The following is a 26391-nucleotide window of genomic DNA, read 5'->3' on the forward strand; positions in this document are numbered from 1 at the left end:
TGCCACCAGGGCGACACCATGGCAATGGCCTGTTGCGGGTCGAGGCGCATGTCCATGGCCGGCCGTATTGGTCCCGCCAGGTAGGTAACCGCATCACCCAGCGTCATCACGCCATCGGCCCCCACGATGCTGCGGCCGTTGCCGCAGCGGGCGGTTGGTCGGAGAGCTGGCCGTCCTGGACTCCCCACATGCGCACCGCCCCGCACGGCGGGGAGCAGCCCGCCCCCCCCATTACCGTCTTCGCAACCCCGCAACGGGGCTACCGGCCTTCGGAGTTGGCATGACTACCTCCCCTTGTCAACCACGACTGGCTCGCCCATGACCGTCCGGCCCGGTACGAGAGCGTCCAGTCGACGGTGCGGGTGCCGATGCGCGACGGCAGCAGGACCTGGGGCGACGTCCCCGGTGCTGGAGTAGCAGCGCCCGGGGCGCGAACGTCGTTGGGTCGCAGCGCAGTTGTACTGCGACCCAACGGATACGCCCAGACCCGAATCAAGCAACTCCTGTCCGTGACCTCGTCCCTTCGCCCGCAATACAGACCTGAGCCACGAGGCGACGCATTGGAGCAGAACGCAACGGGCACGGTCGAGTCACTCGGCGTCGCCGAGGAGAGTGCGGCGGACGTGCCGTAGGTGACTTTTCATCGCCTCGCGTGCGGCTTCCGCGTCCCGTTCCTTGACGGCGGCGACGATCTGCTCGTGCTCGTCGCAGTAGCAGCGGTGACGCTGGGCGTCGAAGGTCCGCTTCTTCAGGCCGCCCCACACGGGCTGGCGTCGCGCTGCCACGAGCAGCGAGCTGACGTTGATCAGGACCGCGTTGTGTGTGGCCAGGGCGAAGCTGTGATGCAGCGAGGTGTCCCATCGTTCGAACTCCTCCGAGGTGGCAGCCTGCTCTCCGCCGCGCAGGCAGCGCTCCATCTCGGCGACGTCGGGGCCGGTTGCCGACAGGACGGCGAGCGGCATGAGTTCGGGTTCGAGGGCCATGCGGGCGGCCATGATCTCCGACGGGCTGGGGTGATCGTGGCCTTCGGGGGTTGCGGTCCCGTCGAGGGCGAGGAAGGTGCCCCGCCCGACGTGACGCAGGACGATGCCGCGACTTTCGAGGTCCTCCAGAGCGGTCCGTACCGCTGCGCGCCCCACACCGACGGCAGTGGCCAGGTCACGTTCAGTGGGCAGACGGTCACCGGGCTTGAGTCCGGCGTCGACAATGTGCCGCTGAATGTGCCTGAGAACGCTGGCCGTTGGGCCGACCGGATGGCTCATGCCCCCTCCTCACCAAACCAATGCGGACCAATACTAGCACCACCCCAAACCAATTACCGGCCGGTAGGTCATTGACCGACGCGAAACGCGTACTTAAGGTCACCGATACGAACCGATAGCCAAGATTGGTTCCAATTGGTTGGAGGGCCGGTGCGGTACGCACGGATTCACACCACCGACGGCGTGCGCGTGTGCGCGGTGGACGAGCAGGGGACCACACGAGCGATCCGCTTCGCCGACACCGGCGAGTGGATCACGGAGTTGCAGCAGATCATCGCCGCCGGGCCGACGGCCGGGAAACGTGTGCAGGTCGACGGCCAGGCCGCGGACGGCAAACTGCTTGCGCCTCTGGTGCCGCACCGCAACGTCTTCTGCGTGGGACGCAACTACTCCGAACACGCCGCCGAGTTCGCCCGCAGCGGGTTCGATGCCACCGGGTCGGCCGACGGGCAGCACATCCCCCAGCACCCGGTGGTGTTCACCAAACCCGCCGCGTCGGTCATCGCCTCCGGCGATGTGGTCGATCCCCACACCGACATCACCTCCGCACTGGATTACGAAGGTGAGATCGGCATCATCATCGGGCGCCGCTGCTCGAAGGTCTCGCGCGAAGAGGCTCTGCAGTACGTGTGGGGCTACACCTTGATCAACGACGTGACCGCACGGGATCTGCAGCGTGATCACAAGCAGTGGTTCATCGGCAAGTCCCTGGACACGTTCTGCCCGATGGGCCCGTGGGCGGTGAGCGCGGACGAGATCGACATCGAGGATCTGCAGCTGCAGACCCGGGTCAACGACGAGCTGCGCCAGGACGCCAACACCTCTCAGCTGATCTTCGATGTGCCTACCATCATCGAAACGCTGTCGGCCGGCATCACGCTGGAGCCCGGCGACGTGATCGCCACCGGCACCCCGGTGGGTGTCGGGATCGGCTTCGACCCGCCCAAGTACCTCACCACCGGAGACCGCGTCGTGGTGTCCGCGCCGGGCCTCGGCGAGCTGACCAACGTCATCGGCCCGGTACCGGGCCGCGACCGCCTGCAGTCGGCGGGTGCGGCGCGGCTGTTCGTGGAGAAGATCGGGCAGGGAACGCCCGTCGTGTTCATCCACGGCCTGGGCGGTGCCACGACCGTCTACGACCAGCAGGCCTCCGCGCTCGCCGAGACCCACACGGTGCTGCGGTACGACCTGTCCGGGCACGGACGCTCCCCGCGCGCCGGTGTCCCCAGCATTGCGGACTGGGTGGAGGAGCTGGTGGCACTGCTGGACGCCGAGGGCATCCAGGAGACGGCAGTGGTGGCCCACTCCATGGGGACCCTGGTGGCGTCCCACTTCGCGGCCGCGCACCCCGGCCGGGTCACCCGGCTGGCCCTGCTCGGGCCGGTGCGCGCCCAGAGCGAGCAGGCGCGGCAGGCCACCTTGGCCCGGGCCCGCACGGTGCGGGAAGGCGGCATGTCGGCCGTGGCCGACGCCATCGTGTCCGTGGCCACCTCTGAGACGACCCGCACCGAGCGGCCGCTGGCCGCCGCCATGGTGAGGGAGCTGCTGCTGGGACAGGACCCCGAGGGCTACGCCCTGGCCTGCGAGGCCCTCGCATCCGCCGAGGAGCCGGATTTCGCCGGCATCAAGGCGCCGGTGTTGCTGCTGACGGGCAGCGAGGACAAGACCAGCCCCGTCGCCGTCAATGACGCGATCTTCTCCCTGCTGCCCAAGGCACGCCTGAAGGTCCTCGACGGGGTCGGCCACTGGCACACAGTCGAAGCCGCCGACCAGGTCACTCACGCACTGCAGGAATTCCTCACCCGCTGACAATGGCATGAGCCGCTTGAAAGGAAGGTGACGAGGATGTCACCCAACACCTCGATCCTGTTCACGAACGTCCGTGTCTTCGACTCGACCGGCAGCGAGCCGTTCGAAGGAGAGGTCCTCGTCCGCGGCGAGCGCATCGCGGAGGTGCGCCGCGGCAGCGGTGACCTGCCCCGGGACGGTGTGCGCGTCGTCGACGGGCGCGGGCAGTTCCTCATGTCCGGCCTGTGCGACGCCCACACGCACTTCTCCTGGATCGACTCTGCGGATCTTCCCGGCCTGGGCCGCCTGGGTGTCGAGGAACACACCCTGCTCTCGGCCAAGTCGGCCCTGACCTACCTCAACTGCGGTTACACGATGTGCGTCGGCGCGGCAGCGGCCAAGCCGCGGCTGGACGTCGTCATCCGCAACGCGATCAATGACGGGCTGATTCCCGGTCCCAGATACCTGGCCAACTGTCAGGAGATCGCCGTCACCGGCGGCGAGCTCGTCGACGGGATCACCGCCTTCGCCGACGGCCCGGAGGAAATGCGCAAGCAGGTCCGCCGCAACGTCGCCTACGGCGCCGACCTGGTCAAGCTGAGCATGTCGGGCGAGGAGATCACCGGCAACAAGCACGCCGAGGACAACTACTTCTCCGACGAAGAGGTCCTGGCCGTGACCACCGAAGCCCACCGCCGCGGCCTGCGGGTGTGCACGCACGCCCGCTCCGCCGAGAGCGTGAAAATGTCGCTGCGCAACAACGTCGACATCATCTACCACGCCAGCTTCATCGACGACGAGGGCATGGACATGCTGGAGGCGAAGAAGGACGAGGTCTTCGTCGCCCCGGGCCTGAACTGGCTGGTGGCCACCCTCCATGACGCCGCCGGCTTCGGCTACCCGCCGGAAGCGGCCGAGGCGGCCGGCTACAAGCACGAGCTGGAGTGCGCCATCGCGGGGCTGCAAGAGATGCGCAGGCGGGGCATCCGGGTTCTGCCCGGCGGCGACTACGGCTTCGCCTGGACACCGCACGGCACCTACGCCCGGGACCTGCAGCACTTCGTCGACCTGCTCGGCTACACACCGATGGAAACGCTGCTGGCCGCCACGAAGCTCGGTGGCGAGATCATGCGGATGCCCGAAGAACTCGGGCAGATCGGGCCCGGCTTCCTCGCCGACATGATCCTCGTCGACGGGGACCCCCTGCAGGACATCACCGTGCTGCAGAACCGCGACAACATCTCCGCGATCATGAAGGGCGGCTCCTTCCACAAAGACCCTGACGACAGTCGCCTCGGCAGGACCTCCTCCCTGACCGAGCAGCCCGTCATCGTTTCCTGAACCGTCCGGCAATCCGGCGCCCCCGGTCGCCCTGACCGGGGGCGCCGGCACGTCCACACCGCGCCGGCCAAAAACGGCAGGCGCGGGCAAGCCGTGTGCGCGGCCCGCAGGCCGTGGGCCGGTGAAACACGGAGAGGCAGTAGTGGACTTCCTTGCGGCTACGGCCATCACCGCAGCCGGCGCGGCAGCCGGGGCGATCAACGCGGTGGTCGGCTCCGGAACCCTGATCACCTTCCCCACTCTGCTCGCTCTGGGCTATCCGCCCGTCCTCGCCAATGTGTCGAACAACATCGGACTCGTGCCCGGAGTGCTCGGCGGCGTGTGGGGCTACCGGCGTGAACTGCGCGGGCAGGCCCGCCGCCTGGCCCACCTCGCCACAGCCTCCGCCCTGGGCGGGTGTGCAGGAGCACTGCTCCTGCTCAGGCTGCCGACCCGGACGTTCCAGGCAGCGGTGCCCGTACTGATCCTGACCACCTGTGCACTCACCCTCGCCCAGCCCTACCTGCGCCGCCGCCTGGACCGGCGCACGCGGACGCCCGGGCACGGGCCGCCGGGACTGTGGGCGGCAGTCTGCGCAGCGGGCGTGTACGGCGGCTACTTCGGAGCCGCACAGGGCATCCTCCTGATCGGCTTGCTGGGCTGCTCCGTACAGGAGAGCCTGCACCGCCTCAACGCCGCCAAGAACGTCCTGGCCGCGATCGTCAACACGGTTGCGGCACTGGCCTTCGTCGCCGCCACCACAGTCGACTGGTCCGTTGCCGCGTTCATCGCGCTCGGATCGACGCTCGGAGGACTGATCGGTGCCCGCACGGGCCGCCGCCTGCCACCCGCCGGGCTGCGAACACTCATCATCGTCGTCGGTGTCACCGCATCCGCCGTCATGCTCCGGTGACGGTGACTCGACAGACAACTGCCGTCGCCCAGCGTCGACAGAGCTTGCTGTGCATGCCGGGACGCAACGCGACGGGGCCGATGACGCCATCATCGATCTGCGGGAACACGCCGGGTTCTGGAGTCCGTGACGGATCTTCACGAACTGGCCTCGAACCGCCCGCCCGCCGGTGCGGTAGAGCCCCTCGCGGTGGTCTTCTCCGACGAGACGATCGGCACCAGGACTTCTGGCCGCACTCTGCGCGAGTTGGCCAACCGCCCCGAGCCAACCGAGGCCGCGATCGTGGTCTCGGGCGGGGTCGGCGCCTCCCGTACCGAAGTGGACACCGGCTGGTTCTCCCGCACCAATCCGGACCGGCCAGACCGGCCAGAGCGTGCCACCGCAGCGGTGCGTCGCTATCGGCATCCCGCCGCCGTCCAGCACCGCATCGGCATGGATGCCTCGAGTCCGCACAGATAAGCCATGAAACTGAGTGTCATACTGGCAACCGACACGCGATGCTGGGAGTGAGAGATGACTGCGCGAGTGGGCGTGCCAGGCGTACGCACGAAGACCCGGGACATCGCGCGCGCCGCTGTACGGGCCGAACTGGCCCAGATGGCATTCGACCTGTTCCTGCGCGAAGGGTTCGAGAAGGTCACTCTCGATGACCTCGCCACTGCGGCCGGGGTCTCCCGCAGCACCTTCCTGCGGTACTTCGGCAGCAAGGAAGAAGCGGTCCTCAGCGTCTTCGAGGCTCATGGCGAACAGGTCGCCGACGCCGTTCGCGCCCGCCCGGCCGACGAAGACGACTGGACGGCGCTGCGTAATGGGCTGGACACCGCCATCGAGCACTACCGTCAGGACCCGAACCGGGCCCTGACGACGACCCGGCTCGTCCTCGACACCCCCGCCCTGTGCGCCCGCCAGCTGGAGAAGCAGCGCGGCTGGCTGCCCGCTCTCGCGAATGCCCTTGCCGAGCGGACCGATTCACCGCAGCTCGTGACGCTCGACATCTCGGTGAAGGCAGCCGCGGCGCTGGCCTGTCTCAACATCGCGCTCGACTACTGGACCACCTCCGACGGCGACCTCGACCTCGTCGATCTGCTGGACCAGGCCTTCGCCGCACTCAGCCCACGACAAGGTGACGGAACCCAGGCCAACTAGGCCGCAGAAAACCGACCCACAGCAGCGCCAGTTCGCCTGGACGCTGCTTTTTTCATATCCGACTCTCATTTTCATAATCGACTAATCATTGCTACTGTGACACTCAGTTCCACAATTGACCGCCGGTTTCCCAACAGCTTGGAGTACCGATGTCCACCCCGTTGAACGGCAAGACCGCACTCGTCACCGGATCCACCAGCGGTATCGGCCGCGCCATCGCCGACGCACTGGCCGAGCGCGGCGCCCATGTCATCGTCTCCGGCCGCAACGCCGAGCGCGGCGAACAAGCCGTCGCCGGAATACGCGAAGCCGGCGGAAAGGCCGACTTCATAGCGGCCGACCTGGCGTCCGCGGACAGCGCCCGAGCCCTGGCCGAGCAGGCCCGAGCGGTCACCGGCCAGATCGACATCCTTGTCAACAACGCGGGCGTCTTCCCCGAGGGCTTCACCGTCGACACGGCGGAGGACGTCTTCGACACGGTCTACAACACCAACGTCAAGGCGCCGTTCTTCCTGGTCGCCGCGCTCGTTCCGGCCATGATCGAGCGGGGCTCCGGCGCGGTCGTGAACATCAGCTCCTTCGCCGCCGACAAAGCGGCACCGGACCGGGCCGCCTACTCCTCCAGCAAGGCCGCACTGAACAACCTCACCAAGGCATGGGCCAAGCAGTACGGCCCGTCAGGCGTGCGGGTGAACTCTGTCGCTCCCGGCCCCGTACTGCCCGAAGAGGTACAGGCCGCGATCGCCGGTGACCCCCGTGCCTCCGCCGTCCTGGACGCCCTTCCCGCACGTCGGTTCGGTCTCCCCCGCGAGATCGGCGCGGCCGTCGCCTACCTCGCCTCCGATGACGCCGCCTTCGTTCACGGCGCGTTCCTGAGTGTGGACGGAGGCGCGGGCCTGGCCTGACCGGCGTCAGGCGATGTGCACAGTCCAACCCGTCATCGAGGACGCGCCATGATGCCCGAGCGACAGGGAGCGAACTCATCACCACGCCGGGCACACCACCGATGACGATCGAGCCAGGGTGGCCGTGACCGAGGTCGACCCCGGTCACCGTCCGTCAGGTCCTCCCGTGACAGCGGGGGCATTGGAAGCCTCCGGCGATCACGGTGCGCGGCGAGAAGCGTGGCAGGCCGGGCGGTCGACGCCGGTGGCCAAGTCGGCCAGGTCCTCGCCGATGAACTTGGCGGACCAACCGCCTCCATGAGGTGACCGAGCCGGCCGGGGCGGCCCACCTCGGCAGCCAGTGCGGCGGCCCGGAAGTCGCTGGTCGCGTATCCGACAGGGCGGGTACTGGGCCAGCGACAAGTCCGAATGCTGGAGCGTCAGTCGGTCGACATGGCGGCCAGCATGGCGGCCGGGTAGCGGCTGCCCGCGGAACCCTGGGGCAGGATCGTCGTGATGTGCTCGAGGTCGGCGTCGGTGAGTTCGACATCGACGGCGCCGGTGTTCTCCGCCAGGCGGTCGGCGTTGCGGGTGCCGGGGATCGGGACCACGTCGTCGCCCTGGGCGAGCAGCCAGGCCAGTGCGAGCTGGGCGGTGGTGATGCCCTTGGCGGCGGCGAGCTTCTTGAGCTGCTCGGTGGCGCGCAGGTTGTACGTGTAGTTCTCGCCCTGCCAGCGCTCGTCCCAGCTGCGCATGTCGTCCGCCGGGTACTCGGCGGCGGGCTTGACCACGCCGGTCAGGAAGCCGCGGCCCAGCGGGGAGTAGGGCACCAGGCCGATACCCAGCTCGCGCAGGACCGGCAGGGTCTTCTCCTCCACCTCACGTTCGAAGATCGAGTACTCGAACTGCAGAGCCGTGACCGGGGTGACGGCGTGGGCGCGGCGGATGTACTGCGGGCCGACGTTGCTCAGGCCGAAGTACTTCACCTTCCCCTCGGCGATCAGTTCGCCGACGACACCCGCGACCTCCTCGACCGGCACCTCGGGGTCGGAGACGTGCTGGTAGAAGAGGTCGATGTAGTCGGTCTGCAGGTAGCGCAGGCTGTTCTCGGCGACCTTGCGGATGTTCTCCGGGCGGCTGTCGAACCCGGCACCGATCTGCTGCGCGGTCATGTCGTAACCGAACTTGGTGGCCAGGACCACCTCGTCACGGAAGTCCTTCACAGCCTTGCCGAGCAGGATCTCATTGCTGCCCGTGCCGACGCCGTACAGCTCGGCGGTGTCGAAGAAGTCGATCCCGAGTTCGTGCGCACGACGGATGGTGGCGATGCTCTCCTCCTCGTTCGAGGAGCCGTAGGCGAGGGTCATCCCCATGGTGCCGAGTCCGAGCGCGGAGACACGAAGACCTTGGGAGCCCAGGTTGCGGTGGTGCATGAGTTTGCTCCATACGTAGCTGTCAGCCAGGCATCGTCAAACCAGACTGTTCGGTTTGAGTGTAGACGTCAGCCGTCCACAATGCCAAACCAAACAGTTCGGCCGCTTATCCTGGTCGTATGCCTCGCCCAACCACCGACCCGACCACCGAGCCCGCTGCCCCGGAAGGCGCCGACTCAACCCGTGAACGAATCGTCACCGCCGCCACGGACGAGTTCGCCCGTCACGGAATCGCCGGCGCCCGGGTGGACCGCATCGCCAAGCAGGCCAGGACCAGCAAAGAACGCGTCTACGCGTACTTCCGCGGCAAGGAGGCGCTCTACGGCCACATCGCAGCCAAGGAACTGACCGAGCTCGCGGAGGCCACCAAAATGGATCCGGGCGACCTGCCCGGCTACGCGGGCCGTCTCTTCGACCACTTCACGGCCCGCCCCGATCACCACCGCCTGATCACCTGGGGACGCCTCGAACTGGCCGACTCGGCCGTCGTCGACACCGGCGCCGATCCCACAAGGGCGGCCATCGCCCGCAAGCTCGACCAGCTCCGGCAGGCACAGCAGGCCGGACAGCTCGACCCCGCATGGGACCCGGTCGATGTCCTCGCCCTGGTCAACCAGATCGCCACGACGTGGGCGGCTCAGACCGAGATCGGCGCCGCCGCCGAACAGGCCGCGGACCCGTCCGTCGCCGCTCGCCGTGCCGCAGTGGTGGCCGCGGTCGAACGTCTCTTCCCACGCGTGAAGCGGTCACAACCCGGCTGACCGTTTCGGGGATCGGCTACTCGACGCTGTGCACTCACCGCCACGACGCCCGGGGACGGCAGTGCCCTGACCGCGGCACTTGTTCTACGGCCGGGGCCAGTCCGGTCGCCGTCAGCCCGAGGCGGACCACATCGGGGCAGAGGAGCCTGCCGCCTCGAAGGGCCGTTCCCAGAAGAGCGGGGTCTCCTCGATCGCGACGGGGAACTGGAGCCGCTTCACCGGGCGGCCGTCACCGCTGACGAAGACGCGGTCCTCGTACGGTCCGTCGAGTGGCAGGCGGATCTCCGGTTCCTCGGCGACGTGGCCCGCACTGATCAGCGTCGCGGCGGTTCGGGCGAGCGAGAGACGGGAGACAGAGCCTTCGCCTGTCGTCACTCGGTGCGTCAGCCCCCGGATCGCGGCTGCGGCGATCTGGTATCCGGTCGCGAAATCGAGTGCCTCGACGGGCAGGTGCCGGGGCCGGTCGGCACCGACGAGCCTGCCGAGCGCGTTGATCGGTGTCCTGTTCTCCGGGTCGGCGAGGGCCCAGGCCGTCGTCGCCTCGGCGAGGCCGCTGCTGAACTGGACGAGGGTGTCGAAGCCTCTGCGGTCCTTCCAGGGCCCCGTCCAGCCGTAGGCGTTGAGCGCCACTTCCACCAGGCCGGGTCGTACGGCGGCCCGGACCTCCGGGGCGACGAGGCTGTCCAGGCCCCCGGGGCGGTATCCGTGGACGAGCACGTCCGCATCGGACAGCAGCTTAAGGAACCGGTCTCGGCCGTCCTCGGTCCGCAGATCGAGAAACGCCCACCGCTTGCCCAGCATGATGTCGCTGCCCCGCCCGAAGACGCTGCTCTCGTCGGAGCCGGGTCGGTCGAGGCGCAGCACCTCGGCACCGCAGGCCGCCAGGAACCGAGTCGCCATCGGTCCGGAGATGACCCGGGTGAGGTCGAGTACGCGGATGCCGGCCAGCGGACGTCCCGGTGTCGGCTGCCAGGCGTCGCCGCCCGCTTCACCGGTCTCGATGTGCACGATGGGTTCCGTGGCCACGGCCCGGCCCTGAGGGTGTCGTCGCCATTCCTCGACCGAGCGACTGACCGCGACGGCCGCGCCCGCGTCCACCAGGAGCCGCTCGGCGTCCTCCGCGGGATGCCTGCGGATCTCGGACTCGAACTCGCCCCGGTCCTCCCTCGTTCCGAGTGCGCGCGCGATGCGGGAACGCAGCGTCGGAAACGTCGCCTGCATGCGAAGCCATCGGTCGTCGGCCGTCTGGAACTCGCACATCCAGGTGTGCGAGACGGGCTGCCGCGCCGAGGGGTCGAGGGGCTGAGAAGGGCCGACCGGCAGATCGAACCATCCGCTGGCAAGAATCCGGTCCACCCGTACCCGCGGTCCCTCGCCGCCGACCGTGGCGAGGAGGTCGCTGAGGGCCAGCCCTGCTGCGGCGAACGACGCCGCGGCCAGGTCGGTCACCGCGAACGGCGACCGCAATGCCCCGTGTCCTTCGAACCGCACTCGGTCCAGTGCTTCCTTCTCCCCTCCCAGGGAGTCCCAGATCTCGGAGAGGAAACCCCGCGCGGCGGGGTGAGCGGAGTCGGTCATGGCGCCGTCCTTCCTGTGGGCGCCGGTGCGGGGAGCTGCAGTGCCTTCGGCTGGAGGAACTCCTCCAGCCCGTGGACGCCCAGTTCACGGCCGTTGCCGGACTGCTTGTACCCGCCGAAGGGCGCGAGCAGGTTCAACCGTGCGCCGTTGATGTGGACCATGCCGGTGTCCAGGCGGCGGGCGAAGGCGACGGCGCGTTCCTCGCTGGCCGAGAACACCGCGCCGGACAGGCCGTACAGGGAGTTGTTCGCGATCCGCAGGGCGTCCTCCTCGTCCGCGTACGGCATGAGGACGATGACCGGGCCGAAGATCTCTTCCTGGGCGATGGTCATGTCCTCGGTGACATCGGCGAAGACGGTGGGGCGTACGTAGTAGCCGATGGGCAGGCCGGCCGGGGGCTCGACACCGCCGGTCACCAGCCGGGCACCCTGGCCGACGGCGTCGACGATGTACGCGCGCACCCGGTTCCGATGGGCCGCCGAGGCGACCGGGCCGACCTGGGTCCGCTCGTCGGCGGGATCACCCACCACCGTGTTCTCGGCCGCCTCTTTGGCCAGTTCCACCGCACGCTCGTAGGCATCGCGGTGCACGAGCATCCGGGTCCACGCCGTGCAGGTCTGGCCCGAGTTGCTCAGGACGTTGGCCACCCCGTCGCGGACCGCGGAGTCCAGGTCGGCGTCGGGGAGGATGATGTTGGCGGACTTGCCGCCGAGTTCGAGTGCGACCTTCTTGACGGTGGCCGCCGCGAGTTCGCCGATGCGCTTTCCGGCTCGGGTCGATCCGGTGAAGGAAACCATGTCGACGTCCGGATGGACGACCAGCGCCTCACCGGCGACGGACCCGATGCCCGGCACGAGGTTGAAGACGCCGGCGGGGAGTTCGATGGCGTCGACGATCTCGGCGAGCAGGTAGGCGTTGAGCGGGGTCACCTCGGACGGCTTCAGCACGACGGTGCATCCCGCGGCCAGGGCGGCCGCCACCTTGGCGACGACCTGGTGCAGCGGGTAGTTCCACGGGGTGATGGCGGCGACCACGCCGACCGGCTCCTTGACGACGAGCGAGGTGGCGATGCACTCCTCGAACTCGTACGTCTCCAGCAGCCGGGCGTACGACTCGGCGACCGCGATCGGCAGCCCTGCCTGAACCCTCGCCGAGAGCTGCCGCGGCGCGCCCATCTCCGCGGTGACGGTCGCGGCGATCTCGTCGGCGCGCTCCACCAGGCCCTGGTGGAGCCGGTCCAGGAAGGCCTTGCGTTCGGCGGGGGTGGTGCGGGACCAGCCGGGCAGCGCCGCGCGGGCGGCGGCGACGGCCGCGTCGACGTCCTTCGCGGAGGCGGCCGGCACGGTGGCGATGACCTGCTCGGTGGCCGGGTTGACCACCTCGGTCGTCTCGTCGCCGGAGGCCTGCCACCAGGCGCCGTCGATGTAGAAGTTCTTGTGTTCGAGCACGATGTCCGGAACTCCCTCTTCGTGGTGGCGCATGTCAGTGGCGGCCGAACATCTGCGGGTTGCCCTCGTCGATCCAGACGGACTTGGTCTCGGTGTAGTCGTCGAGCGCGTCGGGGCCCAGTTCGCGGCCGATGCCGCTCTGCTTGAACCCGCCGAACGGCACGGCGTAGTGGACGACGCGGTAGGCGTTGACCCAGACCGTGCCAGCGCGCAGCCGCTTGACCATGCGGTGGGCGCGGCCGATGTCCCGCGTCCACACGGCAGCGGCGAGACCGAAATCGATGTCGTTGGCGAGCCGGGCCGCGTCGTCCTCGCCGCTGAACCGCACGACACTGGCCACGGGCCCGAAGATCTCCTCCTGGGCGAGCCGTGAGGAGTTGTCGACGCCGGAGAAGACGGTGGGCCGGACGAAGAGGCCGCGGGCCAGCTCCGTGGTGGAGGTGTCCCGGACACCGCCCGCGGCCAGGCGCGCCCCTTCGGACTGTCCGATGTCGATGTAGTCGAGGACCTTGTCGAACTGGTTGCGGCAGGAGAGCGGGCCCACGTCGGTCGCCGGGTCGAGCGGGTCGCCGAGGACCAGCTTGTCCGCGGCCGCCGACAGGGCGTCGACGAACTCGTCGTACACGCTGTCCTCGACCAGGACCCGGGAGCCTGCCATGCAGGTCTGACCGGTCGCCGCGAAGATGCCGCCCATGACTCCGTGCACGGCGTTGTCGAGATCGGCGTCGGCGAAGACGATGTTGGGGGACTTTCCGCCGAGTTCCAGGGTGACCCGCCCGATGCGGGGTGCGGCGGCATTGAGCATGGCCTTGCCCGCCGCGGTGGAGCCGGTGAATGCGATCTTGTCGACGCCGGGGTGGGCCGTCAGCGCGGAGCCGGTCGGCTGCCCGAAGCCGGTGACGACGTTGACGACGCCCTTGGGGAAGCCGGCCTGCTCGCAGAGTTCGGCCAGGCGCAGGGTGGAGGTGGGGGTCACCTCCGACGGCTTGATGACGAGCGTGCACCCGGCCGCGAGCGCGGGGAACAGCTTCCACGACAGCAGGGTCAGCGGTGAGTTCCACGGAGTGATCGCCGCGACGACGCCGACCGGTTCGGGCACGGTGTATGCGGTGAAGCCGGGGTGGGCGGGGAGGGTGGAGCCGTGGTGGTTCTCCGCGAGCCCCGCCACGTAGCGGGCGTGGGCCGCCATCGCCCGCGCTCCGGGCAGCATCTCGCTGATGAGCTTGCCGTTCTCGTGGATCTGGATGAAGGCCAGTTCCTCGGCGTGCTCCTCGATGAGGTCGGCGAGCTTGCGCAGCAGGCCGGCGCGCAGGGCTGCGGGGGTGCGGGACCAGCCGTCCTCGTCGAAGGCCCGCCGGGCCGCACGCACGGCCCGGTCGACGTCCTGCGCGGTGGCGGCGGGGACGCGGCCCCAGGAACGGTTCTCGTACGGGTCGAGGCAGGAGAAGGTCTCGCCGTCGGAGGCGGGGACCCACTCGCCGTCGATGAGCATCAAGTAGTCGCGGTCCGTCCCGGCCGGAAAGCGCTCCGAGCGCGAGGAGGCCGCCGGGGCCGCCGTGTGGTCCGTCATTTCTCGTTTTCCCATCTGAGTGGTTCTCTGCGTGGCTCAGAGCAGTTGCTTGAGGGGGACCGACAGGTCCTGGAGTGCTTCGGGGGCGACCCGGGCCCGTGCCGCGACCAGCTTTCTGGCGGCGGTGAAGTCCCGGGGGCTGTTGACCACGTCCGCGGCGCGGACCAGGCCGTCCTTGAGGTAGAAGGCCGCGAACGACCTCCCGGTCCCGGTGGTGCCACGGATGACGACCTCGTCGTAGCCGGTGGACAGCCCTGTGGTCTGGAGCTTGACGTCGTACTGGTCGGACCAGAACCACGGGATGGCGGTGTACGGCTGAAGGCTCCCGGTCGCGGTGGCCGCGGCAACCCGCGCTTGTTCGGAGGCGTTGGGCACCGACTCCAGGCGGCGGCGTCCGCCATGCTCGCCGCAGGGGTGGCTGGTGCAGTCGCCGATGGCGAGGACGGCGGGGTCCTCGGTACGGCAGTACTCGTCGACGACGATGCCGTTGTCGACGGCGAGCCCGGCCTGCTCGGCGAGCTCGGTGTTGGGGACCAGTCCGATGCCGACGAGGACGATGTCGGTGTCGATCCGCTCGCCGCTCTTGAGCTCCACGGCGGCCACCGAGCCATCGGGGGCGAAGGCGAAGCCGGTCACCGCGGTGTCGACGCGGATGTCCACGCCTTCCTCGGTGTGCACCCGCTGGTAGAACGCGGAGACCTGCGGCGCGGTCACCCGGGCCAGGACACGGGGCAGCGCCTCGAGGACCGTCACGTCCAGCCCGAGCTGCCGGGCGACCGCGGCCACCTCGAGCCCGACGTAGCCACCGCCGACGACGACCAGCCGGGCGCCCGGCACGAAGCGGTGCCGCATTGCGGCCACGTCAGCGAGGGTCCTGAGGTAGTGAACGTTGGGCGCGTCGTCCAGTCCCGGGGCAGGCAGTCTGCGCGCCCGACCGCCGGTGGCGAGCACCAGGTGTGCGTACGGCAGCCGCTCACCGTCCGCGAGGACCACGTGGCGCGCGGTCCGGTCGATCGCGGTCACCCGGGTGCCGGTGCGCAGGTCGATGCCCTGCTGCTCATACATGGCGGGCGGCCGGATGTGCAGGTCCTCGGCCGTGGCCTTGCCGGAAAGGTACGCCTTGGACAGCGGCGGGCGGGCGTAGGGGTAACCGGGTTCTTCGCCGACGAGGGTCACGGGGCCCTGGCGGCCGGCCATGCGCAGGGCGGCGACGAAGTCCGCGCCGGCCTGACCGCCGCCGACCACGACGATACGGTCGGTCACAGTGGGTTCGATGTGCATGGTGTGCTCCCGCCCGTCCTACTTCTGGGTCTTCGGGATGTGCACGACGATGCCGTCGAGCGAGGCGTCCAACGTGATCTGGCAGCACAGCCGGCTGGCGTCGGTGGGTTCCTCGGAGGTCGCCTCCAGCATCTCCTCCTCGTCCTCCGACCGCGCGGGCAGCGCCGCGAGCCACTGCTCGTCCACGAAGACGTGGCAGGTGGCGCAGGACAGCTCGCCACCGCACTCGGCGACGATTCCGGGTACCAGATTGGCGGTGGCGGCCTGCATGACAGAGGCTCCGTCGGCGGCGTCGGCCTCCTGCTTGGTCCCGTCCGGACGGACGAATACGACACGGGGCATGGCGGTCTCCTGATCAGGTTGCGCGGGTACGGGGTGCGGGAGAGGGGTCAGCGGAGGAACGACGGTCGGTCAGCGCCGCCGAGGAGCGCGTCGAGGGCGTCGTCGTCCAGGTGCTCGGCGTTGTCGCCGAGGGTGGGTGCGGGAGCGGGGTCGGGCGGCGTGTGGCCGTGCAGGATCATGGGGAATCCCTTCAGCCACTCGGGGACGCGCAGTGCAGCACGGCGCTCGCGGTAACGGGGGTCCCGGGCGCGGTCGGCGGCCGTGTTCACGGGTACGGCCGGGACACCGGCGCGGCGCAGTTTAGCCACGGCCCTGTCACGGGGGTGTCGGGCCGTCCACTCAGAGATGGTTGCGTCGACCGTGTCCTGATGGTTCAGCCACCAGTCCTCCGGCTCGTGGCCGGGCAGTGCGGTGATCACCTCGGCCAGCGCCCGGCGGTGCCCGGCGCTGGTACAGGCGATCGCCAGCCAGCTGTCGGGCTCCGCGGTGGGGTAGGTGTCGTGCGGGGCCGCGCCGGGGCGGTGGTTGCCGTCCGGTGCAGGCATGCGCCCAGTCCAGACGTACTCGCCGAGCTGATCGGCCAGGGTCCAGGCGACGGCCTCCCGCTGCGAGACGTCCAGGTGGATGCCGCGCCGGCCGCTGGTGACGGCGTCCGCGACCAGCGCGGCACCGACGAACGACACCACCTGGTCCGGATAGTTGACGTCGCCGCCCGACCACATGGGCCGCTCACCCGGGTAACCCGTGACGGCGGCGAGGCCGGAGAGCAGGTCCAGGGTCGAACCGAAGGAGCCGTACGAGGCCTCCGGTCCGAAGACGCCCTGACTCGACAGGGACAGGTAGACCAGGTCGGGGTTGAGCCGGTGGGCGGTGGCGTAGTCGATGCCCATGCGGGCGGTGACGCCTACCCGGAAGTTCTCGACCAGGACATCCGCCCTGCGGATGAGTCGGTGGGCGATAGCCCGGCCATGGTCGGTCTTCAGGTCGAGGCTCAGACGGCGCTTGCCGGCGTTGTTGGAGGCGAACATCGGGGAAGCCGGTGTCTGTGCCCCGTCCGCCTTGCCGGCGCTGCCCGGCATCACCCACGCCCGGAAGGGATCCGGGCGGCCCTGCGACTCGATCTTGATCACGGTCGCGCCGTAGTCGGCGAGCAGCCTGCTGGTGGCCGCCCCGGCGGTGATGGTGCCGAAGTCGAGGACGACCAGACCGTCCAGGGGCGCCGCGTCCCTGTGCTGCACGGCCACGCTCGCGCGCGGCGTGCGGGCCGCCGCCGGTCGTGGCCCGGCCGTGAAACTGCCACCGCCGTCGCCCAACCGGGGTGCCGCGACCGTGGATGACGGCGCTCCAGGCACGGTCCACGGAGGGCCGACCACAGGCGCGTCCCTGCGACGCATACCGGGCGGAAGGACGAAGCCCCGGGTGCGGAGCTGTTCGTCGGCCATCAGGCTCTCGGCGTCGGCGGCATGGCCGAAGGGCAGTCCGAGGCGTTGCGCCTCGGTGTACAGCTCCACGGCCTCACGGCTTGCCGCCGCCTCCGCGATCACGGCCCACCACTCGTCCGAACGCCGGGCACGCTGCTCGGCGTCGTCGAGGCCGGGCGCACTCAGGCGCGGGTCGCCGAACAACTCGACGACAGCGGGCCACTGGTGTGCGGAGAAGATCACTCCGACCCAGCCGTCCTTGGCCCGCACCACACGCCAGCCACCCTGCGAGGAGCCCGCACGCTTCGGGACACCACCGCCGAGGTCGTGAAGGACGTCGCTCTTCCAGTCCATATACGCGGCGACGTCGCTCAGGGCGACCTCGACGAGGTCACCGCAACCCGTGCGGTCGCGATGGCGCAGGGCGAGCATGGCGCCGTACAGGCCGACGAAGGCGGCCGAGTGCGCACTCTGCTCGCCGCCCAGGCTCAGCGGGCGCCGGTCCGGCTCACCGACCATGGTGGCCAGTCCGCCGTACGCCTCCGCCAGGAGACTGTCGCCGACGCTCTCGGCGTACGCTCCGGTCAGTCCGAACGCGGTGAGCGAGACCGTGACCAGTCGGGGGAACCGATGCCGGAGCTGGTCGAGGTCCAGGCCTTCGGCGGCGGCCGCGGCCGGCGTTAGATCGGTGATCAGGACGTCGGCCGTGGCCAGTGGGCTCGTCTCGTCGGCAGCCAGTTGCTCGGGGCGGAGGACGGTGCTGCGCTTGCCTGCGCCCAGGGCCGCGAACGTGAACTCCCTGGCCCTCAGCGGCGTGCCGGTGGGCGGCTCACACAGCAGCACGTCGTGACCGAGGGCGGCGAACAGGCGTCCGCACGCCGCTCCCGCGACCGACTCGGTGACCTCGACCACCCGGAAGGTGCGCTGCCCGGACATCAGCCCTGCCCCGGGTTGCGCGCGCCCGACCGGAAGCGGTCGAGGCCCTCGGCCAGAGCGGTGCTGCGGGCGCGGAGTTCATCGGCGATCTCATGGCCGTAGGCGATGGCCTCGGTCCACTCGGAGATCTCGCCGGGGATCTTCCACAGTGCCTTCTTCGACCATTCCAGCGCGGTGGCGTCGAAGGAGGCGACGCGTTCGGCGAGGGCGGTGGCCGCGGCGTCGAGTTCCTCCAGGGGAACAGCGCGGTTGACCAGCCCCCACTCGGCCGCCGTGGTGCCGTCGATGCGCTCGGCGGTGAGCACCAGCCACGCCGCGTGCTTGGGCTTGAGCCGCAGTTGGGCGGCCGGGCCCGCGAGGGTCGGGTAAAGGCCGAAGCCGATCTCTGGCATGCCTATCTGGGCCTCGTCGGCCGCTACGGCCAGGTCGGCAACGTTGATCAGGGTGGAACCGCCGCCGAGGGCAGTGCCGTTGACGGCGGCGATGACGACGGCGGGGTGGTTGCGGATCTCCTCCTGCACGGCCGCCCACTCGCTGCGCCGGTCGAGTTCCGCGTCCCCGGTGCTGACGTCGCCCTCCTTGAGGTCGACGCCGGCGCAGAAGGCGGAGCCGTTGCCGGTCATGACGATCACCTTGGAGCGCCCCCGGCACTCGTCGAGGGCGCGCACGATCCCGACCCGGGCCGCACGGTTCATGGCGTTGCGCTTGCGGGGGCGATTGAAAGTGATACGGGAGATCCCGTTGTCCAAGTGCTCGACGAGGACGACCTGTTCCGTCTCCGCCGGGGAGGTCGTGATGGCGCTCATCCGGACACCACCTTGAACTTCGGGATGGCCCGGTCATCGGAGATCTGCTCGAAGACGACCTCCAGCGGCATGCCGCACTCCAGGTGCTCCGGCGGATCCACAAGGGTGGTCATCAGGTACGGCCCCTCCTCCAGTTGGACGAAGGCCACCAGGTAGGGGACCTCGTCGGCGAAGGCGGGGAAGTACTTCTGGTGCATGACGATCCAGGACCACAACGTGGCCCTGCCGCTGGCGGCTCGCCATGCGAAGTCCGCGTCGAGGGTCACTGGGTCTACCGGTGACTCGGGGAAGCGGGGGATGCCGGAGTTACCGTACTGGAGGCGGAGTTCACCGGCGAGGGTGCCCTCCCAGAAGTCACGGTTGGCGTCCGTGACCGGCGGTAGCATCGCGATGAGTTTCTGGTTGTCCATGTGCTTGCTCACTCCCCGACCAGGACGTGCGAAGTGGTGATGGGCGAGGCGCAGATGTACTGGGCGACGTTGCAGTCCGTCACCTGGCGAGGGCCGGCCTCGCCTCGGATCTGGCGCACGGCCTCCACGTGGTGCCCCCAGCCCTGCATGTAGCTCTCGCCGGTGTGCCCGCCGGCGGTGTTCACCGGCATCTCGCCGTCGCGCGCGATGCGGTCCCCGGTCGCCCACTTCCAGGCCTCGCCGCGCGGCGCGTGGTCGAAGCCCTCCAGGCTGAACAGGACGGTGGGGGTGAAGTTGTCGTAGATCTGCAGGCAGTCCATGTCTTGAGGGCCGTAGCCCGAGGCCGCATACACCCGCCGGGCGACGTCCTGGGAGGCGGAGTGGAAGAAGTCCGTGCTGGTGTAGTAGTTGCTGACGCTGGCGCGCGCGGCGGTGGCCGCCACCCGTACCGGCCGCTTGGCCAGGTCGCGGGCCTTCTCCAGAGTGGTGAGGATCAGCGCGACGCCGCCGTCGTTGATGATGCAGTAGTCGTACAGGCGCAGCGGGTCGGCGATGTAGCGGGAGGCGAGGTACTGCTCCTCGGTGATCTCCTCGCGCATCACGGCGACCGGGTTGAGGGCGGCGTTGCGGCGGTTGTTGATCGCGATCGGGGCGAGGGCGCCGTCGGGCACGCCGTAGTCGTACGCGTAGCGGCGGTACATCATGCCGACGTACGCGCCCGGGGAGGTCATGCCGTACATCGCGTCGTAGCGGGTGGTGGGGCTGTCGGTGTAGGCGCCGCCGTAGGTCATCTTCACCGAACGGCCGTTGTTGCCGTACACACAGGCCACGACGTCGGCCTGGCCGGTCTCGATCAGCGAGACGGCGTGCTGGACTGCGACGCCGCTCATGCGGCCGGATCCCTCGAGGGCGTTGATGACACGGGGATTGGGGACGCCGAGCACATGGGCGCCGTGCTCGTAGTGGATTCTGGCGGTGAGGAGACCGTCGACCTCGTCCTTGCGCAGGCCGGCGTCGTCGAGCGCGAGGCGCAGGGCCTGCGCGCCGAGGGCGTAGGCGTCGCGGTGCGCGTCCTTGTTGGCGTAGAGGGCGCCGAAGTCGGTCTGGCCGACGCCGACGATCGCAACTTGCCTTCGTTCAGGCATGGTTCAGTCCCGGGTCGTGGTCATTGGGGGAATGACGGATGAACGCGATGGGCCGCTGCGCGGCCGCCGATCGCGGAAAGGTGAGGAGTGAAACGGAGAATCTGAGGGGGCGGGTGACCCTGGAGCCGACTGCCACGCGTGGGGTGGCGCGCACGGCGAAGGGTTCTGCTCAGCCCTGGGAGAAGGGGCACTGGGACGCGTCGCCCGTGCCGTCGTGAGCGTGTTCGTCCGGACTGTCCAGGAGGGGAAGAGCCTGGATGTCGGCCATGAGATCGCGCGCGTGCTCCATGGCGAAGGCACGGCTGTGCGGATTGGTGGCGATGACCGCCGTGCCCTTCAGCAGGCCGTCGAAGGCCATGCCGGCCACCTCGGCGGACTCCTGGGCGAACGGCTCGATGGCGGCGGCCGCATGCGAATCGGCGGCGACGAGCGCGCTGACCCTCTCGGTGCGGACCCAGCCGGGGGCGAGGAGGGAGACGCCGACGCCGAAGTCCTTCAGGTCGCGGCGTGCCGTGTCGGTGAGGCCGAGCGCGGCGTACTTCGACGCGGTGTACGTACTCATGGGCATCACGTGGGGCGGCACGCCGAGAGAGTGCTCGGAACCGGTGTTCAGGATGTACGCCGATCCGCCTCGCGCGGCGGCGTCCTTCAGCAGCGGTGCGAAGGCGTGGACGACGTGGAACATGCCCAGCACGTTGACGTCGAAGAGACGTTTCGCCTCGCCCGGGTCCACGTCCTGGAGTGCACCGGCCACACCGATGCCGGCGTTGTTGCACACCACGTTGACGGTGCCGAACCGCTCGACGGTGGCCTCAGTCAACCTTTTGACCTGCGAGTAGTCCGAGGTGTCGGTCCGCAGCCAGTCCGCTGTGGCACCGTCGGCCCGCAGGCTCTCCACCGCCGCGCCCGCGTCCTCCACATCGGCGATCATCACCCGGGCGCCGCGTGCTGCGGCTTCGCGGGCGAGGGCCAGTCCGATGCCGGTGGCACCGCCGGTCACAACGACGACGGCATCCGTCAGAGTGGTCATGAGCGGACCTCCCGCCGGTCGGCCGTGGTGACGACGATGGGCAGCGACAGCAGCTTGTTGATGAAGGTGCTCCAACCCCGCCTGGGCTCACCGTTCAGGGCGATGGAGACACCGCGACGGTGCATCTCCTCAAAGAGGATCTTGAGTTCGAGCTTGGCAAGGTTCTTGCCGATGCAGTGGTGCGGACCGTTGCCGAACGCCATGTGCTCGTTCGCGGTCCGCAGCGGCTCGAAGCGGTGCGGGTCGGCGAAGACGGCCGGGTCTCGGTTGGCGGCGGTGAAGAACATCTGCACCAGGTCGCCCTTGCGCATCTGCGTGCCGTGGAAGTCGATGTCACGGGTCACCGTGCGAGCCATGTTCATGGCCGGGGTGACGTACCGCAGGAACTCGTCGACCAGCCCGTCCAGGTTGCCGGCGGCGACGGCCCGGTCGGTGGCATCGGCGATCTGCGGGTCCTCCAGGATCAACCGCATCGACTGGGCTATGACCGTGTGAGTCGTCTCGAATCCGGCGATGAGGAGCAGGGTGAGGTAGTGCAGGTACTCCGGATCAGTGATCTCACCGCGCTCGGCGCACTGGGCGAGCACGGTGGCGAAGTCGTCCTGGGGGTCTCGCAGCTTATCCGTTCGCAGCTGTTCCAGGTACGCGTGGACGTCCGGAAGCAGCGCCAGTATCGACTCGCCGCCGTTGGGCTGCTCCGCGGCATCGAAGATCGTCAAGGTCCAGTCCACGATGCGCTGGCGGTCCTGGTGCGGCACGCCGATCACCCGTGCGATGACGCGGGACGGGACGATGGCCGCTACGTCGCCCACCCAGTTGACCTCGCCGCGGGCGGTGATGTCCTCCAGCACCTCCACGACGATCTCTCGGACCCAGGTGTCGAAGTTGGCGATGACCCGCGGTCCGAAGGAACGGGCAGCGGCCCGGCGCAGCCGGCTGTGGACCGGCGGGTCGTTGTACATGATGTTGTGGCTGAACTCGGGATGCGGCGCGGGCAGGGTCGGGAAGAACGGACCCCACTGGGAACTGAAGACCTCAGGGTTCCGTTCGATCTCGACGATGTCGGCGTGCCGGGTGATGCACCAGAAACCGCCGTTGAGCGTGCCTGCCTTCGCCGGCTGCCAGTACAACCCGGGCATCTGCCTGACCGCATCGAAGGTCTGATGGGGTACCCCGGAGGCGAAGGTCGCCGGGTCCGACAGGTCTGGTATCGCCGGGGCGATGGTGTCCGTACTCATTTCCGCACTTCCTTGTGCTCTTGGTGTTCTTGCCGACTTCCTCGGCTTCTTCCGTGTCTTCGGGTTCCTGGTCCGTGAGCCGTCCGCGGGCAGCCGTCCTCGACCGCGTCAGTCGGCTTCCCCCTTGAGCAGGCCCATCGCGACCTCGGCGGACGCTCGGGCCGCGGCAACGTGCCGACGGGCCACCTCCGCCGCGTCGACGGCGGAACGGCGCCGGATCGCCTCGATGAGATCGGCGTACTCCTGCTTGGTGACGGTCATACGGCCAGGGGTGGCGGCCGAGACGCGGCGCAGGGCGTGGATCCGGCTGTACAGGCCGCCGAGCAGTTCCGCCAGCATGGGGTTGCGGCAGCCGGCGAGCAAGATCCCGTCGAAGCGGTCCAGCACGTCCTTGTTGGCGTCGCCCCCCGGGTTCAACTCTTGGGTGACGGAGGCGAGTTCGTCGACCTCCTCCTGGGTCGCACGCTCGACGAACAAGCGCACCGCGAGCGGTTCGAGTTCGGCGCGGATCTCATAGATCTGTTCGATCTCCTCCGCGGTCGGAGTGGTCACCCGCAGTCCTCGGCTGGGCGACTCTTCGACCAGCCCTTCGGCCTGGAGACGCCTCAGCGCCTCCCGCACGGATGTGCGACTCACTCCGGTGAGCTCGGTCAACTCGCGCTCGGTGAGTCTGCGACCAGGCTGCAAGGCCCCGTCCAGGATGGCCTGACGCAGCGCGTCGACCACCTTGTCCCGTACGAGCTTGTCCTGCGTCACCCGAAGATCGAGTCCAGACCCGGCCACGTCACACCTCTGCTTCCCAGGGATGAACTTTGTATGACGGAATACAGAGTGCCGTGTACCAGGAGCCATCGTCAATGGGGCAGAGGGGACCTTCTTGTACACGGCACTGAGCGAATGAGCTGCGCCGCCGAGATCCAGATGCACAAGTGCGGGCGACGACTCCGCAGGCCAGGCGCCCCTTCGGCCAATCGATCGACGCCGTGAGTGGAACCGGCCAGAGGGGCAGCCCTTTGGGGGCATCAGCGGTTGGAGTGTGTCGCCGCGCCAGTCCACGCTTGGTCGCCCGCACGCAGAACCAAACAGGAGGCTCGAACCCCGGTGCTCCGTGCCGCGGGCCGTCCTGTCGGCGCACGTCCGGCCCCATGCCTTCCCCCGCGCACGGCGATCAGCTCTGCTGGCACGCGTCGCGCGAGCGCCTACGAGACGGCACTGGATACGACATCAACTACTCTGGCCGCAGCCGCATAGCCCGTGTCCAAGATCCGGGTCAAGGCCCGCCTGAGGGCCGAGGTGCTCTACGTGCGGGTAACTCGGAGACTGGTCGCGTGGCAGGAGGAGCAGCAGGCGTGACCGGGATCGTGGGCAACCTGCCTGTTGCTCTGACAAGTTTCGTCGGTCGGCAGCAAGAACATTCCGAGGTCCGTCGTCTGCTGGGCAGGGCGCGGCTGGTCACGCTCACGGGCATGGGAGGTGTGGGCAAGACTCGGCTGGCGACGGAGGTGGCGGCCGCGTCCCGGAAGGCGTTCGCCGACGGCGTGTGGCTGGTGGATCTCGCCCCGGTCCAGCAGCCGTCGGCGGTGGCCGGCGCCGTCGCAGCGGCGCTGCGGCTGCCGGACCAGGGATCGAAACCGGTCCTGGACCAGCTCTCGGAGCACCTTTCTACCCGCCGGGCCCTGATCGTCCTGGACAACTGCGAGCATCTGGTCGACGCCTGCGCTCAGGTGGCGCAGGTGCTCCTGTCGACCGCTGACGGTTTGCGCGTCCTCGCGACCAGCCGCCATGTGCTCGGCGCGCCGGGGGAGTACGTCTTCAATGTGGTCCCGCTGTCGGTGCCGGACGAGGCCGTGGAACTCCTGCGGGAGCGGGCGGTCGCGGTCCGGCCCGGATTCGAGATCGACGAGAGGAACCGGGATGCGGTGGCGCGGCTGTGCGCCGACCTCGACGGAGTGCCGCTGGCGATCGAGCTGGCCGCGGCCAGGCTGCGGGTCCTCACGCCCGAGCAGGTGGCGGCCCGCCTGGAGGACCGTTTCGCGCTGCTCACCGCCAGCAGCCGGACAGCGCGGCCGCAGCAGCGGACACTGCGTGCGACGCTCGACTGGAGCTTCGAACTGTGCACGTCGGCCGAGCAGCTGCTGTGGACCCGGCTCTCGGTCTTCGTCGGTGGCTTCACCCTTGAAGCGGCGGAGGAGGTGTGCTCGGGCGAAGGCATCGCCCGGCACGAGGTGCTGGACCTGCTCGACCGGCTGATCGTCCAGTCCATCGTGCTCACTGGCGAACGCGAGGACCGGTTCTCGTACCGGATGCTGGAGACCGTCCGCCAGTACGGCAGGGCCCGGCTCGAGGCATCGGGTGATGAACAGCGTGTACTGCGGCGGCACCGGGACTTCTTCCTCGCGCTGGCAGAACCCCTCGCCGACGGCTGGTGCGGCCCAGGGCAGCAGGAAGCCCTCGTCCTACTGCGGGCCGATCATGCCAATCTGCTCGCGGTCCTGGACTGCCCCGGCGATCCGCAGACCAGACTGCGGCTCGCAGCCGCCTTGCGTTTCCACTGGTGCGTCGGAGGGTTCCTCACCGAAGGACGCCACCAGCTCGAACGAGCACTCGCGGCCGTGCCCGAGCCCACCGCGGCCCGTGCCCACGCGCTGTGGGTGGCCGCCTGGGTGGCCCTGCTCCAGGGAGACCTGGCGGCGGTCGAACGGTGGCTCGACCAGGCCGAACCCCTCGGCGAGGCCCTGGACAACGCGGTGGTGCGCGGCCACGTTCAGGGTATGCGCGGCGCGGTGGAGTTCCGCCGGGGACGGTTGGACCGAGCCCTGCGGCTGATCCGGGACGCGCTGAGATGGCAAAGGGCCTCGGGGGACGACTTCACGCTCATCGTCGGGCTCTTCGAGCTGGCCGTGATCCAGACGGTTCTCGGGGATCCGGAAGCCGAGGACACCGCCCGACAGGCGATGGATGCCGCGCGGGGGCACGGCGACCGGTGGGGTCTGGCGCACGCGCTGTGGGTCCTCGCCCTGCATGCCTTCCTGCGCCATGACCTGGAGACGAGCACCGAGCTACTCCGGGACACGCTGAAGGCGGGACGAGGGCTTGTCGACTACACCTGGACCGCCCTGGTGCTGGAGCTGCTCGCCTGTGTGGCTGCCTCCCGCGGCATGCACGAGCGGGCGGCGGGGCTGGTCGGCACGGTGCACGCCCTTCTGGAGCGCAGCGGCAGCTCGCTGCTGGTGACCGCCCCGTTCCTGTTCGGCCACCATACGCGCTGCGAAGAGGAGATCATCCGGTCTCTGGGGCGGACCGCGTACGAGAAGGCGATGGCAGGCGGCGTCCACCGGGCGACGCCGGCCGAGGCGATCGACTACGCCCTCGGCACCGGGGCGCAAGCGGTCGCCTCGGCCACGCCGACCACCCCGTTGACCCGCAGGGAGCGGGAAGTGGCGGCGCTGGTCGCCAAGGGCCTGAGCAACCGGAAGATCGCCGCCGAGCTGGTGCTGTCGCCGCGCACGGTAGACGGTCACGTGGAGAACATCCGGGCCAAGCTCGGGTTCGGCAGCCGGGCGCAGTTGGCTGCCTGGTGGGCCGGGCAGGAACCACCCACTTCGTAATACCCGTAAGAACACCCATGGTCCGGAACACACCCCGGGGCCGAAGCTTGTGCCACGCCAGAGTCACAGCG

At 69.4% G+C, this 26391-nt stretch carries 21 protein-coding genes and 1 pseudogene; 8 read left to right on the forward strand and 14 right to left on the reverse strand.

All coding sequences use genetic code 11. From position 1 onward, the window contains the following. Nucleotides 1-590: 590 nt before the first annotated feature. Nucleotides 591-1262 (reverse strand): FadR/GntR family transcriptional regulator, encoded by a 672-nt coding sequence (locus OG562_RS01355; protein ID WP_266392535.1) that lies wholly within the window; start codon nucleotides 1260-1262, stop codon nucleotides 591-593. Nucleotides 1263-1412: 150 nt separating this feature from the next. Here OG562_RS01355 and OG562_RS01360 point away from each other — a divergent pair, with 150 nt between their 5' ends. From OG562_RS01360 to OG562_RS01385, 6 genes and pseudogenes are all read left to right on the forward strand, one after another. After that, nucleotides 1413-3071 carry an alpha/beta fold hydrolase gene (locus OG562_RS01360; protein ID WP_266392538.1) on the forward strand — a complete coding sequence of 553 codons (1659 nt, stop codon included), beginning with the start codon at nucleotides 1413-1415 and terminating at the stop codon, nucleotides 3069-3071. A gap of 36 nt (nucleotides 3072-3107) precedes the next feature. Next, complete coding sequence (locus OG562_RS01365) at nucleotides 3108-4391, forward strand: amidohydrolase family protein (RefSeq protein ID WP_266392541.1); 1284 nt, start codon at nucleotides 3108-3110, stop codon at nucleotides 4389-4391. A 142-nt stretch (nucleotides 4392-4533) separates the two neighbouring features. Further along, complete coding sequence (locus OG562_RS01370) at nucleotides 4534-5283, forward strand: sulfite exporter TauE/SafE family protein (RefSeq protein WP_266392543.1); 750 nt, start codon at nucleotides 4534-4536, stop codon at nucleotides 5281-5283. A gap of 159 nt (nucleotides 5284-5442) precedes the next feature. After that, nucleotides 5443-5718 (forward strand): annotated as a pseudogene (locus tag OG562_RS01375) (FAD-binding protein); the annotation flags it as partial. Between the two features lie 78 nt (nucleotides 5719-5796). Next, entirely contained in the window at nucleotides 5797-6429 is a 633-nt protein-coding gene (locus OG562_RS01380; RefSeq protein ID WP_266392545.1) for a TetR/AcrR family transcriptional regulator, read from the forward strand. A 149-nt stretch (nucleotides 6430-6578) separates the two neighbouring features. After that, entirely contained in the window at nucleotides 6579-7334 is a 756-nt protein-coding gene (locus OG562_RS01385; RefSeq protein ID WP_266392547.1) for an SDR family NAD(P)-dependent oxidoreductase, read from the forward strand. A gap of 419 nt (nucleotides 7335-7753) precedes the next feature. Here OG562_RS01385 and OG562_RS01390 read toward each other — a convergent pair whose 3' ends face one another. Next, nucleotides 7754-8746, reverse strand: a complete 993-nt coding sequence (locus OG562_RS01390; protein WP_266392549.1) for an aldo/keto reductase — start codon at nucleotides 8744-8746, stop codon at nucleotides 7754-7756. Nucleotides 8747-8865: 119 nt separating this feature from the next. On the opposite strand from OG562_RS01390, the gene OG562_RS01395 reads away from it, so the two are divergent. Then, a complete protein-coding gene (locus OG562_RS01395; RefSeq protein WP_266392552.1) occupies nucleotides 8866-9507 on the forward strand; it encodes a TetR family transcriptional regulator in 642 nt (213 codons plus the stop codon). Nucleotides 9508-9618: 111 nt separating this feature from the next. Here OG562_RS01395 and OG562_RS01400 read toward each other — a convergent pair whose 3' ends face one another. From OG562_RS01400 to OG562_RS01455, 12 genes are all read right to left on the reverse strand, one after another. Further along, the gene (locus OG562_RS01400) at nucleotides 9619-11085 is read right to left on the reverse strand and encodes a CoA transferase (protein ID WP_266392555.1); all 1467 of its coding nucleotides are present in this window, start codon (nucleotides 11083-11085) and stop codon (nucleotides 9619-9621) included. Next, complete coding sequence (locus OG562_RS01405) at nucleotides 11082-12533, reverse strand: aldehyde dehydrogenase family protein (protein ID WP_266392558.1); 1452 nt, start codon at nucleotides 12531-12533, stop codon at nucleotides 11082-11084. The genes OG562_RS01400 and OG562_RS01405 overlap by 4 nt, the downstream gene beginning before the upstream one ends. 34 nt (nucleotides 12534-12567) lie before the next feature. Continuing rightward, nucleotides 12568-14103, reverse strand: coding sequence for an aldehyde dehydrogenase (locus tag OG562_RS01410; protein WP_266392560.1), 1536 nt, complete (start codon nucleotides 14101-14103; stop codon nucleotides 12568-12570). Nucleotides 14104-14139: 36 nt separating this feature from the next. Beyond that, nucleotides 14140-15384 (reverse strand): NAD(P)/FAD-dependent oxidoreductase, encoded by a 1245-nt coding sequence (locus OG562_RS01415; RefSeq protein ID WP_266392562.1) that lies wholly within the window; start codon nucleotides 15382-15384, stop codon nucleotides 14140-14142. Between the two features lie 18 nt (nucleotides 15385-15402). Continuing rightward, complete coding sequence (locus tag OG562_RS01420) at nucleotides 15403-15726, reverse strand: 2Fe-2S iron-sulfur cluster-binding protein (RefSeq protein ID WP_266392565.1); 324 nt, start codon at nucleotides 15724-15726, stop codon at nucleotides 15403-15405. A gap of 47 nt (nucleotides 15727-15773) precedes the next feature. Continuing rightward, complete coding sequence (locus OG562_RS01425; protein ID WP_266392568.1) at nucleotides 15774-18083, reverse strand: CoA transferase; 2310 nt, start codon at nucleotides 18081-18083, stop codon at nucleotides 15774-15776. Then, nucleotides 18083-18889, reverse strand: coding sequence for an enoyl-CoA hydratase/isomerase family protein (locus OG562_RS01430; RefSeq protein WP_266392572.1), 807 nt, complete (start codon nucleotides 18887-18889; stop codon nucleotides 18083-18085). The genes OG562_RS01425 and OG562_RS01430 overlap by 1 nt, the downstream gene beginning before the upstream one ends. Next, nucleotides 18886-19299 carry a Zn-ribbon domain-containing OB-fold protein gene (locus tag OG562_RS01435; RefSeq protein WP_266392575.1) on the reverse strand — a complete coding sequence of 138 codons (414 nt, stop codon included), beginning with the start codon at nucleotides 19297-19299 and terminating at the stop codon, nucleotides 18886-18888. The genes OG562_RS01430 and OG562_RS01435 overlap by 4 nt, the downstream gene beginning before the upstream one ends. A gap of 8 nt (nucleotides 19300-19307) precedes the next feature. Continuing rightward, on the reverse strand, nucleotides 19308-20444 hold the full coding sequence (locus OG562_RS01440; protein WP_266392581.1) for a thiolase family protein: 1137 nt from the start codon (nucleotides 20442-20444) through the stop codon (nucleotides 19308-19310). A gap of 169 nt (nucleotides 20445-20613) precedes the next feature. Further along, nucleotides 20614-21474, reverse strand: coding sequence for an SDR family oxidoreductase (locus OG562_RS01445; protein ID WP_266392585.1), 861 nt, complete (start codon nucleotides 21472-21474; stop codon nucleotides 20614-20616). Beyond that, complete coding sequence (locus tag OG562_RS01450) at nucleotides 21471-22712, reverse strand: cytochrome P450 (protein ID WP_266392589.1); 1242 nt, start codon at nucleotides 22710-22712, stop codon at nucleotides 21471-21473. The genes OG562_RS01445 and OG562_RS01450 overlap by 4 nt, the downstream gene beginning before the upstream one ends. A 108-nt stretch (nucleotides 22713-22820) precedes the next feature. Further along, nucleotides 22821-23468, reverse strand: a complete 648-nt coding sequence (locus OG562_RS01455) for a GntR family transcriptional regulator (RefSeq protein ID WP_266392592.1) — start codon at nucleotides 23466-23468, stop codon at nucleotides 22821-22823. Nucleotides 23469-24073: 605 nt separating this feature from the next. Between OG562_RS01455 and OG562_RS01460 the strand changes: the two genes are divergently transcribed. Beyond that, nucleotides 24074-26320, forward strand: coding sequence for a LuxR C-terminal-related transcriptional regulator (locus OG562_RS01460; RefSeq protein ID WP_323187641.1), 2247 nt, complete (start codon nucleotides 24074-24076; stop codon nucleotides 26318-26320). The last annotated feature ends 71 nt before the right edge of the window (nucleotides 26321-26391 follow it).

Origin of the sequence: Streptomyces sp. NBC_01275 (assembly GCF_026340655.1) — a bacterium.
Classification (GTDB): Bacteria; Actinomycetota; Actinomycetes; order Streptomycetales; family Streptomycetaceae; genus Streptomyces.

Bases quoted from the DNA above. Each gene is read 5' to 3' on its own strand.
- OG562_RS01355 (WP_266392535.1), bottom strand. From the start codon at position 1,262: ATGAGCCATCCGGTCGGCCCAACGGCCAGCGTTCTCAGGCACATTCAG.
- OG562_RS01365 (WP_266392541.1), top strand. From the start codon at position 3,108: ATGTCACCCAACACCTCGATCCTGTTCACGAACGTCCGTGTCTTCGAC.
- OG562_RS01380 (WP_266392545.1), top strand. From the start codon at position 5,797: ATGACTGCGCGAGTGGGCGTGCCAGGCGTACGCACGAAGACCCGGGAC.
- OG562_RS01385 (WP_266392547.1), top strand. From the start codon at position 6,579: ATGTCCACCCCGTTGAACGGCAAGACCGCACTCGTCACCGGATCCACC.
- OG562_RS01390 (WP_266392549.1), bottom strand. From the start codon at position 8,746: ATGCACCACCGCAACCTGGGCTCCCAAGGTCTTCGTGTCTCCGCGCTC.
- OG562_RS01395 (WP_266392552.1), top strand. From the start codon at position 8,866: ATGCCTCGCCCAACCACCGACCCGACCACCGAGCCCGCTGCCCCGGAA.
- OG562_RS01400 (WP_266392555.1), bottom strand. From the start codon at position 11,085: ATGACCGACTCCGCTCACCCCGCCGCGCGGGGTTTCCTCTCCGAGATC.
- OG562_RS01410 (WP_266392560.1), bottom strand. From the start codon at position 14,103: ATGACGGACCACACGGCGGCCCCGGCGGCCTCCTCGCGCTCGGAGCGC.
- OG562_RS01415 (WP_266392562.1), bottom strand. From the start codon at position 15,384: ATGCACATCGAACCCACTGTGACCGACCGTATCGTCGTGGTCGGCGGC.
- OG562_RS01420 (WP_266392565.1), bottom strand. From the start codon at position 15,726: ATGCCCCGTGTCGTATTCGTCCGTCCGGACGGGACCAAGCAGGAGGCC.
- OG562_RS01425 (WP_266392568.1), bottom strand. From the start codon at position 18,083: ATGTCCGGGCAGCGCACCTTCCGGGTGGTCGAGGTCACCGAGTCGGTC.
- OG562_RS01430 (WP_266392572.1), bottom strand. From the start codon at position 18,889: ATGAGCGCCATCACGACCTCCCCGGCGGAGACGGAACAGGTCGTCCTC.
- OG562_RS01435 (WP_266392575.1), bottom strand. From the start codon at position 19,299: ATGGACAACCAGAAACTCATCGCGATGCTACCGCCGGTCACGGACGCC.
- OG562_RS01440 (WP_266392581.1), bottom strand. From the start codon at position 20,444: ATGCCTGAACGAAGGCAAGTTGCGATCGTCGGCGTCGGCCAGACCGAC.
- OG562_RS01445 (WP_266392585.1), bottom strand. From the start codon at position 21,474: ATGACCACTCTGACGGATGCCGTCGTCGTTGTGACCGGCGGTGCCACC.
- OG562_RS01450 (WP_266392589.1), bottom strand. From the start codon at position 22,712: ATGAGTACGGACACCATCGCCCCGGCGATACCAGACCTGTCGGACCCG.